Origin of the sequence: Paraburkholderia sp. BL10I2N1, assembly GCF_004361815.1 — a bacterium.
Taxonomy (GTDB): Bacteria; Pseudomonadota; Gammaproteobacteria; order Burkholderiales; family Burkholderiaceae; genus Paraburkholderia.
On record NZ_SNWA01000001.1, the window covers coordinates 1,614,194 to 1,630,472 of the forward strand.

General features: G+C 61.1%; 17 protein-coding genes and 1 tRNA gene. 9 read left to right on the plus strand and 9 right to left on the minus strand.

Annotation, left to right across the window (positions count from 1 at the left end; translation table 11 throughout):
* Positions 1–9 precede the first annotated feature (9 nt).
* A complete protein-coding gene (rsmI, locus tag B0G77_RS07540; RefSeq protein ID WP_133661552.1) occupies positions 10–882 on the minus strand; it encodes a 16S rRNA (cytidine(1402)-2'-O)-methyltransferase in 873 nt (290 codons plus the stop codon).
* On the opposite strand from rsmI, the gene B0G77_RS07545 reads away from it, so the two are divergent.
* The 6 genes from B0G77_RS07545 (at position 881) to B0G77_RS07570 (ending at position 4,670) form a co-directional block, all read left to right on the plus strand.
* Positions 881–1,369, plus strand: a complete 489-nt coding sequence (locus B0G77_RS07545; protein WP_133661553.1) for a YraN family protein — start codon at positions 881–883, stop codon at positions 1,367–1,369. The two genes, rsmI and B0G77_RS07545, sit on opposite strands and share 2 nt — an antisense overlap.
* Before the next feature lie 188 nt (positions 1,370–1,557).
* Positions 1,558–2,145: a phosphoheptose isomerase gene (locus B0G77_RS07550; RefSeq protein ID WP_133661554.1), complete on the plus strand. Its 588-nt coding sequence runs from the start codon at positions 1,558–1,560 to the stop codon at positions 2,143–2,145.
* A gap of 20 nt (positions 2,146–2,165) precedes the next feature.
* Entirely contained in the window at positions 2,166–2,963 is a 798-nt protein-coding gene (locus B0G77_RS07555; RefSeq protein WP_133661555.1) for a BON domain-containing protein, read from the plus strand.
* Between the two features lie 62 nt (positions 2,964–3,025).
* Entirely contained in the window at positions 3,026–3,319 is a 294-nt protein-coding gene (locus tag B0G77_RS07560) for a c-type cytochrome (protein ID WP_243751108.1), read from the plus strand.
* A gap of 63 nt (positions 3,320–3,382) precedes the next feature.
* Positions 3,383–3,458, plus strand: a tRNA-Ala gene (locus B0G77_RS07565).
* A 120-nt stretch (positions 3,459–3,578) separates the two neighbouring features.
* Positions 3,579–4,670, plus strand: coding sequence for a site-specific integrase (locus B0G77_RS07570; RefSeq protein ID WP_133661557.1), 1,092 nt, complete (start codon positions 3,579–3,581; stop codon positions 4,668–4,670).
* Positions 4,671–4,850: 180 nt separating this feature from the next.
* Here B0G77_RS07570 and B0G77_RS07575 read toward each other — a convergent pair whose 3' ends face one another.
* The 4 genes from B0G77_RS07575 to B0G77_RS07585 form a co-directional block, all read right to left on the minus strand.
* Positions 4,851–6,275: a hypothetical protein gene (locus B0G77_RS07575; protein ID WP_133661558.1), complete on the minus strand. Its 1,425-nt coding sequence runs from the start codon at positions 6,273–6,275 to the stop codon at positions 4,851–4,853.
* A complete protein-coding gene (locus B0G77_RS07580) occupies positions 6,272–7,456 on the minus strand; it encodes a caspase family protein (RefSeq protein WP_166656122.1) in 1,185 nt (394 codons plus the stop codon). The genes B0G77_RS07575 and B0G77_RS07580 overlap by 4 nt, the downstream gene beginning before the upstream one ends.
* A 4-nt stretch (positions 7,457–7,460) precedes the next feature.
* On the minus strand, positions 7,461–8,648 hold the full coding sequence (locus tag B0G77_RS43085) for a hypothetical protein (RefSeq protein ID WP_166656123.1): 1,188 nt from the start codon (positions 8,646–8,648) through the stop codon (positions 7,461–7,463).
* Positions 8,649–9,285: 637 nt separating this feature from the next.
* On the minus strand, positions 9,286–9,654 hold the full coding sequence (locus B0G77_RS07585) for a hypothetical protein (protein WP_133661560.1): 369 nt from the start codon (positions 9,652–9,654) through the stop codon (positions 9,286–9,288).
* 159 nt (positions 9,655–9,813) lie between these two features.
* Here B0G77_RS07585 and B0G77_RS07590 point away from each other — a divergent pair, with 159 nt between their 5' ends.
* Positions 9,814–11,634, plus strand: coding sequence for a hypothetical protein (locus B0G77_RS07590; protein ID WP_133661561.1), 1,821 nt, complete (start codon positions 9,814–9,816; stop codon positions 11,632–11,634).
* A gap of 222 nt (positions 11,635–11,856) precedes the next feature.
* Here B0G77_RS07590 and B0G77_RS44130 read toward each other — a convergent pair whose 3' ends face one another.
* Genes B0G77_RS44130 through B0G77_RS43790 form a run of 3 tightly spaced genes read right to left on the minus strand, consistent with a single transcriptional unit; the run spans position 11,857 to position 13,320 of the window.
* Positions 11,857–12,954 (minus strand): DUF29 family protein, encoded by a 1,098-nt coding sequence (locus tag B0G77_RS44130; RefSeq protein ID WP_133661562.1) that lies wholly within the window; start codon positions 12,952–12,954, stop codon positions 11,857–11,859.
* A complete protein-coding gene (locus B0G77_RS07600; protein WP_133661563.1) occupies positions 12,936–13,136 on the minus strand; it encodes a hypothetical protein in 201 nt (66 codons plus the stop codon). The genes B0G77_RS44130 and B0G77_RS07600 overlap by 19 nt, the downstream gene beginning before the upstream one ends.
* A gap of 16 nt (positions 13,137–13,152) precedes the next feature.
* Positions 13,153–13,320 (minus strand): hypothetical protein, encoded by a 168-nt coding sequence (locus tag B0G77_RS43790; protein WP_208116403.1) that lies wholly within the window; start codon positions 13,318–13,320, stop codon positions 13,153–13,155.
* A gap of 524 nt (positions 13,321–13,844) precedes the next feature.
* Between B0G77_RS43790 and B0G77_RS07610 the strand changes: the two genes are divergently transcribed.
* Positions 13,845–14,090 carry an AbrB/MazE/SpoVT family DNA-binding domain-containing protein gene (locus B0G77_RS07610; protein ID WP_133661564.1) on the plus strand — a complete coding sequence of 82 codons (246 nt, stop codon included), beginning with the start codon at positions 13,845–13,847 and terminating at the stop codon, positions 14,088–14,090.
* On the plus strand, positions 14,087–14,485 hold the full coding sequence (locus B0G77_RS07615; protein ID WP_133661565.1) for a type II toxin-antitoxin system VapC family toxin: 399 nt from the start codon (positions 14,087–14,089) through the stop codon (positions 14,483–14,485). The genes B0G77_RS07610 and B0G77_RS07615 overlap by 4 nt, the downstream gene beginning before the upstream one ends.
* Before the next feature lie 776 nt (positions 14,486–15,261).
* Here B0G77_RS07615 and B0G77_RS07620 read toward each other — a convergent pair.
* The gene (locus B0G77_RS07620; protein WP_133661566.1) at positions 15,262–16,275 is read right to left on the minus strand and encodes an IS110 family transposase; all 1,014 of its coding nucleotides are present in this window, start codon (positions 16,273–16,275) and stop codon (positions 15,262–15,264) included.
* Positions 16,276–16,279: the final 4 nt, after the last annotated feature.

Below are 16,279 nucleotides of genomic sequence, written 5' to 3' on the forward strand. Positions count from 1 at the left end.
GTGCGGCCCTTAGTTTTTTCTGAGCGCGAGAGCGCGCGTGTAAAGCGCGTTGCGTGATGCACCGGTGATGGCCGCGGCCACTTTCGCTGCACTGCTCACTGACATTTCCTCCATCAGGATGCCAAGTAGCGCGTCGTGATCGGCTTCGCCCGCCGTCTCAGGTCTGGCGCCTTCCACCACGAGCACAAATTCGCCGCGCTGACGGTTGGGATCGGCCTCGAGCCACGTTGGCCCTTCGGCCAGGGTGCACGGGTGCAGCGCTTCGTGTAACTTCGTTAGTTCGCGTGCAATCAGCAGCCTGCGTTCGCCACCGAATGCATCGGCGAGGGCCTGCACTGTTTCCATGATGCGATGCGGCGCTTCATAGAACACCATCGCGTGCGTGTGAGCGGCGAGTTGCTGAAGCGCGGCCGCTCGTTGCTTTGGTTTCGAAGGCAGGAAGCCGAGAAACGAAAACGTCTCGACCCAGTCGCCGGCGGCGCTCAGTGCGGTTGCGAGAGCGCTTGGCCCAGGCAGCGGAATGACAGGCAGGCCGGCGTCGCGCACGGCGTCGACGAGTTTCGCGCCAGGATCAGAAATGCCGGGCGTGCCTGCGTCAGAGACATACGCTACGCGTTCGCCCGCCTGCAGATGCTCGATTACACGCTGCGCGGCTGCCCGCTCGTTGTGCTGATGCACGGCCACGAGCGGCTTCGAGATGCCATAACGCGAGAGCAGTTGTCCTGTGTTGCGCGTGTCTTCGGCGGCGATCCGGTCCACCAGCCCGAGCACGTGCAGTGCGCGCACTGTGATGTCGGCGACATTGCCGATCGGCGTCGCCACCACATACAGCGCGGCCGCAGGATAGTGCTGCGCTTGCGCGAGTTCGGAGAGAGGAGTCATGAGGCAGAAGACGCAGACAGACAGAACAAGGCCGACATTGTGCCACGCAGCGGTTCGCGCGCCGGAGCCGGCGCGCGGCATATCGGTCGCCGCTGCCGGTGGCGCCGCTGCCGACAACTTTTCGGGACACGGTAGGTCCAATGACGTCGGAGCAGCGTTCGAGGCGCGCGCGCTGGAGTTCCTACGGCGTCAACGTCTGCGCTTCGTCGCTCGCAATGTGTTGTGTCGTGGCGGCGAACTCGATCTCGTGATGCGCGAGCGCGACGGCACACTGGTCTTCGTCGAGGTGCGTGCCCGCAGTCGGCGTGGCTACGGTGGTGCAGCGTCGAGTATCGGCTGGCAGAAGCGCCGGAAGATCGTGCACGCCGCACAGCACTTCCTGATGACGCGAACAGCGGGTACAGTCGCGTGCCGCTTCGACGTCGTCGCGTTCGAGGCGGGCAGGCTCGTATGGTTGCGCGACGCGTTTCGTGCCGATGAAGTGTGAACGTACGTTCCGGACGCTCGCGTGAGTACGCTAAACTTGCGGACGCGTGCGGGCCGTTACGGGGCCGTGCGACGTCGGACACGCGACGGGCAGCCTGCATGTCCGAAGCCCTTTGCATCGTTACGAACAAGCCGCGTGCGCTGCGGCCTCGTCGCAGTACCAACCTTGCGGCACAAGATAGAGACTCGATGTCAGTCGAACGCATTCAACAGCACTTCCGCGACAGTGCGGCGGTCAAACTCGAAGCACTTGAAACCCTGTCGATGCCGATCGCCGCAGCGGTCGACACGATGTTCGCCGCGCTTGCCAATGGCAATCGCATTCTCGCGTGCGGAAACGGCGGTTCGGCAGCCGACGCACAACACTTTGCGGCCCAACTGATCGGCCGTTTCGAGCGTGAGCGCCCTGGTCTCCCGGCGATTGCGCTGAGCACGGATTCGTCGGTTCTCACCGCGATTGGCAACGACTATTCGTTTGAGCAGATTTTTTCGAAGCAGGTGCGTGCGCTCGGTCAGCCCGGCGATGTGTTGCTCGCGATCACTACGTCGGGCAATTCGGCGAACGTGCTGGCTGCTGTCGAAGACGCGCATGAGCGCGAGATGATCGTCGTCGCGCTGACCGGCAAGGGCGGCGGACGGATGAACGAAGTGTTGACCGACACCGATATTCAAATCTGCGTACCTTCCGATCGTACGGCGCGCATTCAGGAAGTGCATTTGCTAACCATCCACTGCCTGTGCGACGGCATCGATGCCATGTTGCTGGGCGAAGACTAATTTCGAAGGGGAACGGGTTGATGAGCGGAAACCGCGTCAAGAACACGCTTGCGAGGACCACGCTGGTGGTTAGCCTGGCTGCCGGACTGGCGGCGACATTGCAGGGCTGCGTGCTGGCCCTGGCGGGCGCAGCGGGCGGCGGCGCGTTGGTCGCGACCGACCGGCGCACGCTTGGCGCGCAGACCGAAGATCGGGAAATCCAGGTCAAGGCGTTGTCGCAGATCAACGATAACGTGCCGGACGCGTCGCATGTCAACGTAGCGGTGTTCAACCGACGCGTCCTCATCACCGGTGAAGTGCCGAGCGACACGTACAAGCAGAAGGCCGAGGCTGTGGTGCGCAATATCAACAACGTGAACGCGATCATCAACGAACTGGCCGTGGCGCCGGCAAGTGCGTTCTCGTCGCGCACCAACGATACGTACCTCGAAGGCCGGGTCAAATCGGCACTGATCGCGGAGAAGGGCATCTCGGCGAACTACTTCAAGGTGGTCAGCGAACGCAGCAATATCTATCTGATGGGGCTTGTGACCGCCGACGAAGGCAATCGCGGCGCCGATGTCGCGAGCCGTGTGCCGGGTGTCGCGCAGGTGGTGAAGGTGTTCCAGTACATTCAGCCACAGGAAGCCGCGGCGGCGAACGCTGCGGCAGCTTCGTCGGCGAGTGCGCCGGGCGCCTCGCAGCCGCCTTCTGAAGAAGCCACGACCGGCGCGGTGCCGGATTCGTCGGTGAGTTCGCGTCCGCTCGAGACGCAGGCGCCCGCGCCGGTCACGAATTCGACCTCCGTGCAGCCCGGCAATCCGAAGGCGAGCCAATGAAGAGAGTGGTTCGTTTGCAGCGTGGCGTGCCGGCCGCGTGTATCGGATTGGGGCTGTACGTCATGGCATCGACGGCCGCTTTTGCTGCCGATGCTCCGCGCGGGATGACCATCGCCCGCAGCAACGCGTGCATGGGATGCCACGCCGTCGACCACAAGCTCGTCGGGCCATCGTTCCAGCAGATCGCCGGCAAGTACAAGGGCGATCCGCAGGCGCCGGGAAAACTGTCGGAGAAGGTGAAGGACGGCGGCTCAGGCGTCTGGGGCGCGATTCCGATGCCGTCGCACCCGGCAATGAGCGATGCGGATATCCGCACGGTGGTGGACTGGGTGCTCGCCGGCGCGCCGTCGAAGTGACTTCTGGCGGCGTAGCTGGGCGTCGCAAAAGAAAAAAACGTTGTGCTAGAATCGACGCGTCGTGGGGCGGTAGCTCAGCTGGGAGAGCGTCGCGTTCGCAATGCGAAGGTCGTGAGTTCGATCCTCATCCGCTCCACCAATAGAATCAAGGGCTTAGCTGATGGCTAGGCCCTTTTTGTTTGGTAGATTCGATTTATTGCGCCAATTTTGCGCCACTCGGGCAGTCGAAGGCTGGGGCGCAGCACTTGAGGAGCAGTGAATGGCATCTATCACCCGTCGAGGCGATCTTCAGTGGCAGGCCCGCGTTCGCCGCAAGGGCTACCCCGTACAGATCAAGACCTTCAATACGCGAGCTGAAGCCGAGGCTTGGGCCCGACAGATCGAGTCCGAGATTGATCGCGGCGTCTTCGTCAGCCGAGCCGAAGCAGAGTCGACCACACTAGCCGAAGCGCTCGACCGGTACGACCGCGAAATCGCCGCCTCCAAGAAGGGATACGCCCAGGAAGCATCACTGCTGCGCACTTGGAAGAGCACGGCCATCGCGTCCAGACCGATGGCATCGGTGCGGAGCGCAGACATTGCCAAACTGAGGGACGATTGGCTGAAACAGGCCAATTCTCCGCTGAAGCCGGCCAGCGTGCTTCGGCGCCTCGCAGTCCTCTCCCATGTCTTCAGCATCGCTCGAAAGGAATGGGGTATGGAAAGCCTGCTCAATCCCGTCGAGCTCGTGCGCAAGCCGCACGCCAACAATGCGCGCACCCGCCGGATTGTTGCTGCCGAAGCAGACACAGCGTCCGCTCGCCAAACGGAGGCGGGGGAGCTGGAGCGCGTCGTCGCGGCAAGTGGTTCGGACTTGCTGCCTGCCATTATCTGGCTCGCCGTCGAAACAGCTATGCGACGCGGGGAAATCGTCGACCTCCTATGGGAGCACGTCGATCTACGTCGGCGGGTCGCACATCTCCCGGAGACCAAGAATGGGAGTTCCAGAGACGTTCCCTTATCGACACGCGCCGTCGAAGTGCTCAAGGAGCAACGAAAAGCTGCCAAGATGCGTGAAGACGATGGCAGGGTCTTCCAAATCCGTGGCGATGCGGTAACGCGCGCCTTCGAGCGGGCTGTTGAGCGTGCGCGGTCCAGCTACCTAACCGAATGCAAAGACGCTGGGAAGGTGCCCAGCAAATCCTATCTGGCGGATCTCCGGTTCCACGATCTTCGCCATGAGGCGACTTCCCGGCTGGCGTCGATATTCCCGATGCACGAGCTTACCAAGATTACCGGACACCGTGACCCGCGTATGCTCATGCGGTACTACCATCCTCGTGCTGAGGATCTAGCGAAACGGCTGAAGTGACCAAACGTAGCAAGATACCCCGTTAAGTGGGCCATGCGTTGCTTGCCACGGGAGTACCGGGAAGCGCATGGCGCCAGCCTCTCGTCCTCACGGCAGCCTCGTTGAGGGCGGCCTGCCATGGCCAGGTTGGCGGCTACCGAGTACTGAGCGTGGAGGGCGAGAGCTTGCGCGGAGGACCTGTCAGGGCGACGAGATCTGCGGCACTGTCTCGAGCACGTTCTGCAGGAACAGTGTCTTCGCCGCACTGCCTGGCACCGTTTGCCGCGGCACGGACTCCAGCACGTCGACTCCCAGTCGAAGTGTTTCCGCGGCAATGCGAAGCTGTCGGCGGGTTGTCTCGTTGTCCAAACTTGGAGGAAGTCTCACAGTCTCGAAGTCCGTGAGGACGACCATCTGCCGAACTGCTTCAGCCAGTAGCTGGCCACCTCGCACCTCTTGCCGCCGCTCGAAGGCCTGGTGAGCCGACATCGGTTTGTCGGGCGCCTTCCCCGCGAAACCGAAGCTCAGCCCGAATGGGCGGGAGGAAGCGAGCATCATTCGCAGCGTTTTTGCAGTGTGCGTATTCAGCGGCCGCTCTGCCTTCTCGGCCAGTGCGAGGAGGTCGCTGAGCAGCGAGCTGGCCTCCGCGAACAACGGGATGCCGTGATCCAGGAAGGGCGACAGCGTTTCGACGGCAAGATTGGCTGCCTCGTCCATGGGCATGCCACGTTCGATCTGGCTTGTGGCGCGAATCAGCTTCGCATCGGGGATCCCTTCATACCATCGGGTCAGGTTGTCCAACCATCGAGCGGGCAAGCGATCCCAATCGCGCTTGCGCAGCAGGTAATAGGCTGCGGCCGTCGCCGCAATGGGATCCGTGATCTTGTCTTGCAGCAGCCGATGCGCCAAGTCACTACCGGGATCGAGCATCGATTCAACCGGGCTGAGCTTGCCTGCACGCAGGAACTCCATGATGGCCTCGGCATTGGGGCTATAACTGCCCACCACCACCCGCGGTGTCACCACGCCCGACAGGGTCCGCAACGACGTTACGAGGACGCTGGTTTGCGCACTGGGAAGTGACACGACCTGTGGCGTGTCACTGTCGAGGCGCACCACCAATGCACGTGGGTTGGGTGAGTGCCGAAGCTCCAGTTGAATCGCTTCCTGTGAGTGCGGAAGGCTTGTCAACTGCTCGTCCATGGGGATCTGCCGCCAGCGCAAGGAATCAGGCGTCTTTTCCCAGAGTTGGAACCAAGCTTCTCTCATGCCTGGTTGGCTGAGCAAGGCGCCACCGTGCCGCTTCATATCCAGGCGCACCGCTGACCATGCCATCCAATCGGAAGTTGCGGCGTCGTCACCAATACTGAAAGCCACTTCGTCGCGCCACATGCGATCAGGCGTTTGGAGTGGCCGCGTCTCGCTGGTGCCGTTGGGCAGGGTCAGTCGAACGAAGAGCGGTGCCTCGCCTCGTTCGTAGCGCAACTGCGCAGCGCGTGCTGTGCTGACCGTGCCTGTACTGAGCACCTGGCCGCGTGCGTCGATGACGTTCACAGGGAGGAAGGACGGGAAGTGTCCGCGCTCGCCACGCACGTTCAGGTGGATTTGCAGACGCTGCTGGCTCATGGCTGGACCTCCACGGGCAGGTGGTAGAGCGGCGGCTCGAGGTACTGTGCTCCGCTGGCATAGGGTTGGTGCATCACGGAAGCAATCCGGACTTCATACATGCCCTTGTTGGCTTCGGTGCGCCAGATGCCCTCGCTTAGGCCTCCCGTGAGCGGCGGCACCGTGGAATCGACAAGGTTGTGGATCTCGTAGCTGCTGACGATGCGAAGTACCTCTGGTGTCAGTTCAATCTCCACCTTGACCTTGGGCGCCGCGGTCGTCACGTGCAGCGGCACGTCCACCGCGCCGGAGGGATGTGGAGTGCAGGACTGGGGCTCGCCGCCACGCTCCTTGTTCACCATGGCCAGCAGCTTGGGAATGGCCTGTGTAAGCGCGCTGCCATTGACCAGCCAGTTCGGTGTGCCGGGCTGCGGGGCTCCGCAGTAGCCGCCCAGCGCCTGCAGCAACGCAGCCGTGAAGCGTGAGACTCCGTTGCTGTCGCCGTAGGCCGGTTCGCCTTCGGTGGTGGATTCGATCCAGGTCGTTCCACGATTGACGTTGGCCGAGGAGGCTCCATCGTCCAACAACGCCGCCGGCCGTGAACCGAGTCGTTCACCCACACGCCGGTCATAGGTACGGCAGGCGTCGATGAAGACGTAGAGCTGCGCCGGCACCTGCCGCCAGAGCGCGCGCACCGTGTTGGACAGATCGAAGCTACCGGTCTGGAAAGGGCGATTGCGATTGGCGCCGTGATCATCCAGGAGCAGGATGTGCTCTGGGCCATTGCCCATCACACCGTGGCCGCAGAAGTACAGTACGCCCACATTGTTGGGGTGGCGTTGCACCTCGTCGAGCCAGCGGTCGAAGCCTGCCTGGACTAGGGGCAGCGAAGCCCGCTCGATGTCATGCACGGCACCGGCCGCGTTGAGTTGCTCGCCCTGTTCCGAAGAAACAAGGATCTCCAGCGTCGTCAGCGGCGAGTTCGGGTTGTGCAGGCCGCCGCCTGGTGCGCTATTGCCGTTGACTACCCAGCGCGCCAAGTGCATCGCAGAGATCGGCGGCGACTGCAGGACATTGAGTCCGAGGTGCACCCCGTTGCGGGGTTCCGGGCCACCACGCAGATGGCGGTAGTAGCCGACGCCGATGATCAGCACATGCGTGCCCGGTGTCTCATCGCTGGAGCGCAGTCGAATCTGTGTCATCGTATCATTGTCCTTCCAAGCGCTGGGCCAGCCGCTTGTAGAAGCTTGGCCACTTGAAGTAGCCGGAATGCGCGCCGGTGACGGGGTAGCCGGTGTTGTACTTGAAGTCATGGACTGTGTCGGGCACGGCCGCGGTGAAGACCGGCAGGACCAGGAAGCCCAGCACGTCATTGGTGTCGACGATATTCAGCCAGCGCTTGGCCCGCGTCGGAGATGCGATGGCTTCGCGAGGGGTTGCTGCACGGTCCACGCGACCGGGACTGCTCCACAGCAGCGACATCTCCTCGAACAGGCCGACCTGCGAGCCGACGGTTACCCAGGCGTCGATTTCCAGGTCTGAGTCCTTGGCATAGTGGGTCAGGATGTCGTAGACGATTTCGCCACCGAAGCTGTGGCTGATGACCACCAAGGGCTCCTTCTTTTCGCGCGAGAGTGCTGCAGCCTGCTGAAGTGTCTGAAGGACGGTCGAAGCAATCGGGCCTGGCTGCGCGCCATCCTCCCGTTCGGTCAGGTAGCGGAAGGCGTCGCCGATGAACGTGGCGAGTTTGCGGGTCAGGGGCCGGCGCGAACGGCCGACGATGGCGTGGGACAGTTGATCCGGCCCCAGCAGCTTCAGCCGTTTGGCACCTTCTTCCAGCCTGGCCCAGAAGCCGGCGCCGCCAAAGGTCTCGTCCTTGCCTGTGGGCTGCTGCGGACTGATGACATCGAGGACCTGGTCCAGTACATCGTCCTTCGTGGCCTGCGCCAGCCAGGGCTCTCCCGTATCGGCCAGGCGATCCTGGGCCAGTTGATACGCCTTGGCCACGGCCAGGATGTCCGCATCGGTTTTGGCATCCTGGATAAGGGCATCGAACAGCAGATCGATCGCCACATCTGGATGCTTGCGCGCTAGGGCGTGCAGTGTGTCTCCTGTCTGCACGGCGCCCTCGGCCACCGCAATCCCCAGCGATGGCGGCAGTTCGTTCTCATCCGGTCCGAATGTCTCGACCTCACTGCCTTTGGGAATCACCGCCAGGTCGCGCCAGAAGCTGACCCCAGCGCCGCCCCAATACGGCGCGAATACCGGGTGTGCTGGATCGATACCGACGACTGGGGCGACGATTTCCGTGAGGAAAGCCGCCCGCACCTTCTCTTCCCGCAGATAGTCGGTATCCTGGCGATTATTGACGCCGTGAACAAACACGAATGGCATGAAATCCCCTCCTAACGCAGTTATGACGTTACCTTAGCCGATAGTTGGGAGCGAATACAGAGATCCGCACCGAAGTGCGTCGCGCAGAACAATCGATCGCGATCAGTTGGCCGACCACGGAGGCGGCGCAGTGTGCTGCCTAGTCGTAGAGCGAAGCAAAGACGCCAATTCAGCCCGTACAGCCCCGTAGGTGCGGCTTTGACTTCCATGTAAATTTCCGGGTAGGGGCACCTTGGTCTGGTAAGGCTTTGCCTTGCGTCCCCAAATTAAGTTGTATATTAAGCAATAGCTTGCCGACTCATGTTTTTGTGGGATGTCGGACGCAAAGAGACGGCAGAAAGCGGCCGCCAATTGCGCTCCTACGCGACAGGCCGCTTTGGGGGAGCGTGTTTCTCGGGGATTTACATTGCGCGATGTGGGCGAATAGCGATGTCCCGCTGCGTTGGCGACACTCCACGTTGTGCGATGGACAAGAGGTCCGGCCATGCCCGTCAGCAGGCAAGACATCGCCAAGAACTGTCGCTTGTGCGACTTACCGTCCCGGTTGGTTCCTTCCCGAATCGCCACACAATCATAACGCCACGCCCGCGGCGCAAACCGCTGCGGACAGGTTTGCGCCGTCACTCCCGCTGGCCGATCAGTCCGGCTCGCACGTATCCGGGGGAAGCGACGTGCAATCTTCCAAGGTCTCGTGAGCCTCTATCACAATGGCGCGTGCCTCGTTGAATGCGGCCATCGAGACCGACTCCGGCTCGAGCAACCGGGCTGCATGACACAGGCTTGCAGGCAACCCCTTCGTGCGCACCATCTCTTCGCCGTACGGCAGGTCGTCGAGACTAAGCCGGCGGTGTTCATTCACCTTCCTGAAGTCGTCGTCGATATCGCCGGCGCACGTTCGATAGTGTGATACCGCTTCCTGCATCTCGGCGACGGCCTGCTCCAGTTGCTCGGTCTGCTCCGAGTTTGGATTGGAGTCGGCTTCGTCGGGAATTAAAATATCGGGCATCTTCTCACTCCAATTGTTCAAAAGGCGAAGGCCACGCCGCGCCTACGATTGATAAATAAAGAAAAACTCCCCGTATGAAGCAGCGAATCGCCGTCCCACTCGGGAAGGCCGATGCTAGATGGCTGCGGTTTTTTCGGGAACCGGAAAGGACAAGAGGCGATGAATACGCCGGCAGATAACAGATTCGCGACGATCCCGACCTACGCAGAGCTGATCGAGGAATTGGCCGTTGGATTCGGGCTGGCAGACTCGCCCGCTCGGAAGCTGTCGACGGCGCGCTCCTGGATCGTCAAGCAGGCACGCTACGCGACAAAGACTCCCCACCCCAAAAACCGCGGATTGGCGGATGAACTGGTGATGCTGCTAGCCGGTGAAGCGCCGGAGTTGGCCACCAAATTGGACAGCTGCTTTCGCCAGTACGAAGGGCTGCTGTCGCATCTGCGGGGCAGGGCTCTCTTCAGCAGGCGCAGCCATTTACATGGGCTCGCATATTTCCTGACAGGATGGGTATTTCCGCAGGTGGCAGTGCTGCTTTGGCGAGGAAAGGACTGGTACGGACCGTCTTCGCCGCTATTCCACATTCCGGATCTGCTACCGCCATTCGGGGACGGCGACTACGACGCCGTGAGGCGCGTCAAGCAAGCGGTAAGGGCGCAGCTACATGTAGAAGGTGAAGTCTCAACGGCCGATTTCCGCAACGCATTGAACAAACTCGATGCCCGATCGGACAAGAAGCTGACTACTATGAATCGGGAGCTTAAGGCGCTTGGCGATGAGCTGCGCCCCCAGACCGATGCTGTGTTGTTAGCGAGCGTGGTCTCCAAGGCGCGCGCTGCCTATGTCGCGGGCATTGCCGTCAAGCGCTTCCTTGGACGCCTGCTCAGGCTCGCGCCTGGCAATCCCGCGCAGTTCTTGGGATCGGTTCGCTACTACTATGAGATGTTGCAGGATCCTGAAAAGGATCCGGAAGGGGCCCGCTTTATCAGCAGCCATCTGCAATTGTTCAATGAATTGATGTCATCGGACCTGCTCGATGTCGTGGATCCGGACCGAGCGGACTCGCCCTTCCTGCTATTGGTCGATTGCCATTGGAAAGCCGTCGGGGAGATCGTGCCGGGCGAATGCGCGCCCCTCAGATCGTTGTGGGCGCTCTTCAACGAGAGGAGAGTGAGCTCCGCCGCGTTCGAGTTGGCCAGCACGGCGTTCGAGCACCATACAGACTACGCCGTACTGATGCCTTACGCGGCCGCTGCCCACGCGTGTTTTGCCTTGGCGCGAGGAGATGTCCCCAATGCCCAGGCGGGATTCCATCGCGCCTTGCAGCGCGCTGACCGGCAGCAGCTCGGCGAGCTAGGCGAGTTAGCCGCGAACTGCGCGATAGCGCTGGAGGTCATGTTCAGCGCGCACTGGCGGCCAGGTTGTCTGGACCCTTTAATCACGTACCTCGCGCAGACGAAGAAGCAGCGATCGACTCTGTCGCTGGGACACCCCACGCCCTTTTGCACGTTTTCCGACCTTCCCGCCCGCACGGCGGCGGATGAACTGGTGCTGGACGCCATCTGCTATTTCAATGCCTGGCAGTATCCGACCGTCGTCGGTGTGGAGCGGATTTTCTGCAATCCGCTCGCCCGGTTCGACGGTACGATGGGGACCTTCTTCTCCTACTTCGATCGGGAGATCGACCAGCACGTGGGCCGCGATCTGGCAATCCAGAATGCAGTCGATCGGACCTTCAACACGACAGCGAGAGCACAGACCGTCATACGGTTTTTGCATGTCACACCATATGAAGCGTTACGGGATCTCTGGTTCTATATGCCCCGCCTATTCGGCAGCGACGGCATCGTCCGCTTTACCGCGCTGAACCCGTATCTGGAGCGCTACATAAGACTTCCGGAGAGCGAGGAGCGCGCCATATTACATGCGCTGGATGCTGCCTGCCACGACAAGGATATCGGCCGGTATCATGGCCGCCGATGACTGGACGCGTCCGCTCCCTGCGCGGGTGCCGGATTCGCTCCGCCGGCGCACGACCCAGCAGCTTGCGAGGTGATGTAAGACTGCGGAACTGCCTGAGCCAAGACCCGCAGTCATGTACCTATGCCCCTCGCGGCGCCGCTTCCCATTCGCGCTTCACGTTCGCTGGTCGCGTGGGCCTAAACTAGAAACGGCGACTATGGTAAGCCTCTAATGGAAGTTCATTCATAGCTCGAACCCGTGCGGGAAGGGCAATCGCACTAACTGGTTCAGACCAGTCGCGAAATTGTGGCGCCAGTCTAGTCGCACATACTCTGGCGCCCTATCCAACAGTGCGCACACGTCATCGTGTACAGCACCCACGTCACGCCTGAGACGCCGCGCGAGTTCTTCAATGGACTCCGGGTCGGCTCCTATGACGGCCTTGATGATTGCCCAGCGCCGTGGTGTGAGCGCCTGAAACAAAAGCTCAGGTGTCTCAAACGTGATGAATTCCCCCTGGGCTGAGCCTTTCATCGCGGAGACAAAGCGCGCGGAAACCGCGTCGCGAGAATCGACGCCTAGAGTCACGGTGCGCATATCGGGCCGCGCATCGAGATTCATATCGCCTATCGTTACTGACCGCTCCGGTTTGCCGATGATGCCTTTAAGAGCGTCCTTCGGTTTGGTGTTCATGGGCACCGTGGGGTCGACTATTTCGAGCGGTGCGTTGAAGTCGTCCGACACGCTGAGGTTGCCAGCTAGTGCACCGAAGCGACGACGCGGTGCGCCTTCGATGCCCGGCTGAGTGCCGCCGAGATTGGCAAGCAGCTTGGCGGATCGAGAAGCGCGCTCCAACGATGTAGGGCCTTCCTGTTTGTTGTTCCACTCACCAGGCCAGAATGCAGGATCAAGCGCTTGAGAAGGGCTGTAGGGGCACGTTTCAGGAAAAAGGCGCTCAGATAGCCCCATCGCGCCGCTTGCCCGCTCTCGTGCTTCCTGCCACGCTTCGGCCAAGGTTTCAGACCAGTTCGTGCGCAGGCTCGGCGCATCTTTGAGGATGGCCGGGATCATGCCGCGCTCTTCGACAATTGCGACGTACCACGCCGGCAGGCGCATGCCGTCCAGATAGTCCCATTGGACAAGGTTTTGCAGCAGTCGTGCGAGGCGCTCGACCAGTTCACGTCGCAACGCACGCGCAAGGCTCTCCAACTCTTCCGCGATGTTGTCGCGGTCCAGTTCGGTGACCTTGCCGGCGCGCAGTTTGGCCGCCTGATCTTCGGTCCACAGCGCAAAGTCGGTGTTGTAGTCCGTCATGATCTCAGTCAGCGGTGCTGCTCCCATTCGTCCCTGATCCTTTGCTGGTATTCAGGGCCATCAACGCCCTTGAAAGAGGTCGCGTCTATTTCCTGCATGGCGGCGTCGACCTCGCGACGCGCCTTTGTTGAAAACACTAGACGGGCGAGCCACAGGCCGGCACCCACGGCGGCGACCAAGCGGACCAATTTCATTTCCATGCTATTCATCGCCCGCCCTTCTCCGTCATGGTTTGTCCGTGTCGAGGTCGTCGAGCTCGACACGGACTGTCGATTGGTTCTCACGTTCCTTGACGATCCGGATCAGCTCAAACTCATCACCGTCCGGCGCTATTCGCAGCCAGGCCCCGAGCGCTTCCTTGACGCAGTGCTGGCACAGATCGATGCTGACCATGCAGCCGTCGCCAAAGATCGAGTCGAAGCCGCCCCGATAGGAAACCGACAGTTTTTTCGAAAAACTCGGAGCAATTAGGGCCGTCAGGTGTCATGCGTCGTCCGCACCGGTCGCAGGTGCAGCCGGCGATTTCCTGCACGGTCATCGTCTTGGGCTGATAGTCGAACATGAGCTGACCTGTTGCAAGCAATGGCAATGGCAATGGCAATGGGACAGTGTAGCGAAGGGGGACACCACTAGCCTATCGGGGGTGCCGTCAGGAAACGGAATAAATCGTACGTTAGCCGCACCGCACAATCAGTAGAATCAACAACCTATGGTTACCGTCCGCTGCCACGCTGGTCGTCGACAAGTACGGAAGAACGATTCCTTATCCGACAAGGGTTTCCGGGCTGCTGGCGTACGCAAAAATCCGAATCCTAAGTGCACCCCTTTGAGGGCGGCGAATCGTGTGGCGGGTGTCCATTTCGCCCTTGCATTTTCCTTTGCCTTACCTTAAAGTAAGGAATATTTGGAGGGTTACTATGACAGCAGCAACCATCACATCGAAGGGCCAGGTCACGATCCCGGTGGATGTGCGCAACCAGCTTGGCCTGGAATCCGGCGACCGGATCGAATTCAGCTTCAACGAGGAGACGGGCCGGTACGAGGTCTATCCGGCCACTCGCTCGCTCGCGTCGCTCAAGGGTATCGTGAAGAAGCCTGCCAAACCGGTTTCGATTGAGGACATGAACCGTGCCATCGCCGAGCAGGGGGCATCGGCGCGATGATCGGACTGGATACAAACGTGTTGGTCCGCTACTTCGCCCAGGATGACGCGCCGCAGTCGAAGAAGGCGACGGCGCTCATGGAGTCCTTTTCGGCCGAGCGGCCGGGCTACGTTTCGCAGGTTGCGCTAGTCGAGGTCGTGTGGGTGCTCGGGCGCTGCTACGGCGTCGAGCGAGACCAGATGAAGGACATCATCGAATCCATGCTTGGCACGAAGGAACTGGTTGTCGAAGGTGCGGACACGGTGCGAAAGGCACTTCGCGTCTTCGCGGCGTCAGACAAGGCGGATTTCGCAGACTGCCTCATCGAGCGGTCGGGGCACGCTGCGGAGTGCGAGTACACCGCGACGTTCGATGTGACTGCCTCTAAGGTCGTCGGAATGATGTTGATTAAGTAATGACGGCGAAAGTCGATAACAGGGAAAAGCCAAACATGCAGGAGCGTGAGCGATGTTCATACGAACCGCTCTGTAACGCGGTTCGCAGCAAGTTCCAGGGCGAGGACGACATTCAGATCCTCTGTTGGAGAGCGCCACACAAGTGCAAACCTCTGATCTTCGTCCAAGATCGGGAAGTGTCGGTACAGCGGGTCAACTTCACGCAACCCAACAAAAAAGACAATTTACGCATGCCGATGGCGCGATAGTTTCGTTGGAGACAACGGTCGTGGATGTTGAGTGGGACAAGCGCCGGAAAGATGGCATGCCTCTCACACCCCTAGCTTCGCATCCTACCCGAAGGTTTCCGACAGGGGGCACCCATTAGCCGGCCGGAGTCAAGAACAAAAAAAAGTGCGTCGCAAACAGTTGCGTCAATTCACAGCGACAACAGCGCGCCACCTTCATCGTGCAAACACTAACCGCGTCCGTTTTCTCACTCGTTGGTTGCGAACCGAATCGCACCAGACACCCGTCGGGATCAAGCCTGTCGCAATGCTCCGCGACTGCCCTGGCGGCAGTTGCCGCCCCAGAGAAACTTTGGTACCAGGCCGTGTCCAAGGGGGCTGCTTGCATTCCCTGTGGCTATCGCCGTGACGACGCCAGTCCTTTGATGGCTCACGGTCTGGGCGATTCAGCGTTCTGCATCCATTCAGATGGCGCAAGGGCGGCGTCCAAATCATTCGGGTGGCTTCACACCAGTCCCTTGTCCTGGCTCATCGCCCCTGGCCAAACCGTTACCCGAAACACAGGTGCACATCGAAGGGCTTCTGGTCTCGCAGCATGTGGTAGCACGCCCGCGCAAGCTTGTGTGCCAGAGCCTTGATTGCCAGGACGCGGTTCGTCCTGCTCTTCTTGCGATCGTAAAAGCTTCTGGCTTGCGGGCAGTAACGCATGGCGAAGTTCGCTGCCTCGACAAACGCCCACGCGAGATACTTGTTGCCGTTCCTGGTATTGCCTTCACCCTTCTTCCTGCCGTTACTCTCCCTCAGGCTGTCAACGCAGCGACAGTAGGAACTGAAGTTGCCGACCTGGGCAAAGCGGCTGATCGATCCGGTCTCGAGCATGATGGTGGTCGCGAGTGTGTCGCCGATGCCCGGCACCGTCCTGAGCAGGTGGTACTCGGCACGCAGAATCACGCGTTCCCTCAGTCGCTTCTCGAGCGCTTCAATCTGCTGCCCCAGCGCCTGGCTGACCGCGCGGTTGGCCTCCACGGCCAGCGCGACATCGGGCGTAAATGCGAATTCATCGACCTGGCCGGCCGTCAGCCGTTTGACTGCCTCGCCATTTATCGTGCTCCCCGTCTGCCGCATCAGGATGCCCTCGATCGAAAGGATCTGCGCTGTGCGATAGCGCACCAGTTGCATGCGCTTGCGTGCCAGGTCGCGTGCGCTGCGTTCTTCGCGCGGATAGACATAGCCCTCGGGCAGCAACCCGAGCCTCAGCAGCTGCGCCAGATAGGCCGCATCGGCGAAATCGCCGCTGTGCTTAAGTCCGTCGTATTTCCTGATGGCAGCGGGATGGGCCAGGTGGACCCGGTAGTCTGTGTCCATCAGTCCATCCACCAGCCAGTACCAGTTGTACGTACTCTCCACGACCACACCTGCCAGTTCGCGCCGGTACGGTTCAAGCGCCGCCGTGATCTGCGCGAGCTCGTTGGGCAGGCGTTTCTGGTACACGATCCTGTCGTTCTCGTCGCTGACGATCACGACGCAGTTGTTCGAATGCAGGTCTATGCCACAATAGTTCATGTCG

Excerpts from the sequence above, each read along its gene's own strand:
- B0G77_RS07545 (WP_133661553.1), top strand. The coding sequence starts at position 881 with ATGAGGCAGAAGACGCAGACAGACAGAACAAGGCCGACATTGTGCCAC.
- rsmI (WP_133661552.1), bottom strand. The coding sequence starts at position 882 with ATGACTCCTCTCTCCGAACTCGCGCAAGCGCAGCACTATCCTGCGGCC.
- B0G77_RS07550 (WP_133661554.1), top strand. The coding sequence starts at position 1,558 with ATGTCAGTCGAACGCATTCAACAGCACTTCCGCGACAGTGCGGCGGTC.
- B0G77_RS07555 (WP_133661555.1), top strand. The coding sequence starts at position 2,166 with ATGAGCGGAAACCGCGTCAAGAACACGCTTGCGAGGACCACGCTGGTG.
- B0G77_RS07560 (WP_243751108.1), top strand. The coding sequence starts at position 3,026 with ATGGCATCGACGGCCGCTTTTGCTGCCGATGCTCCGCGCGGGATGACC.
- B0G77_RS07570 (WP_133661557.1), top strand. The coding sequence starts at position 3,579 with ATGGCATCTATCACCCGTCGAGGCGATCTTCAGTGGCAGGCCCGCGTT.
- B0G77_RS07575 (WP_133661558.1), bottom strand. The coding sequence starts at position 6,275 with ATGAGCCAGCAGCGTCTGCAAATCCACCTGAACGTGCGTGGCGAGCGC.
- B0G77_RS07580 (WP_166656122.1), bottom strand. The coding sequence starts at position 7,456 with ATGACACAGATTCGACTGCGCTCCAGCGATGAGACACCGGGCACGCAT.
- B0G77_RS43085 (WP_166656123.1), bottom strand. The coding sequence starts at position 8,648 with ATGCCATTCGTGTTTGTTCACGGCGTCAATAATCGCCAGGATACCGAC.
- B0G77_RS07585 (WP_133661560.1), bottom strand. The coding sequence starts at position 9,654 with ATGCCCGATATTTTAATTCCCGACGAAGCCGACTCCAATCCAAACTCG.
- B0G77_RS07590 (WP_133661561.1), top strand. The coding sequence starts at position 9,814 with ATGAATACGCCGGCAGATAACAGATTCGCGACGATCCCGACCTACGCA.
- B0G77_RS44130 (WP_133661562.1), bottom strand. The coding sequence starts at position 12,954 with ATGGGAGCAGCACCGCTGACTGAGATCATGACGGACTACAACACCGAC.
- B0G77_RS07600 (WP_133661563.1), bottom strand. The coding sequence starts at position 13,136 with ATGAATAGCATGGAAATGAAATTGGTCCGCTTGGTCGCCGCCGTGGGT.
- B0G77_RS43790 (WP_208116403.1), bottom strand. The coding sequence starts at position 13,320 with ATGGTCAGCATCGATCTGTGCCAGCACTGCGTCAAGGAAGCGCTCGGG.
- B0G77_RS07610 (WP_133661564.1), top strand. The coding sequence starts at position 13,845 with ATGACAGCAGCAACCATCACATCGAAGGGCCAGGTCACGATCCCGGTG.
- B0G77_RS07615 (WP_133661565.1), top strand. The coding sequence starts at position 14,087 with ATGATCGGACTGGATACAAACGTGTTGGTCCGCTACTTCGCCCAGGAT.
- B0G77_RS07620 (WP_133661566.1), bottom strand. The coding sequence starts at position 16,275 with ATGAACTATTGTGGCATAGACCTGCATTCGAACAACTGCGTCGTGATC.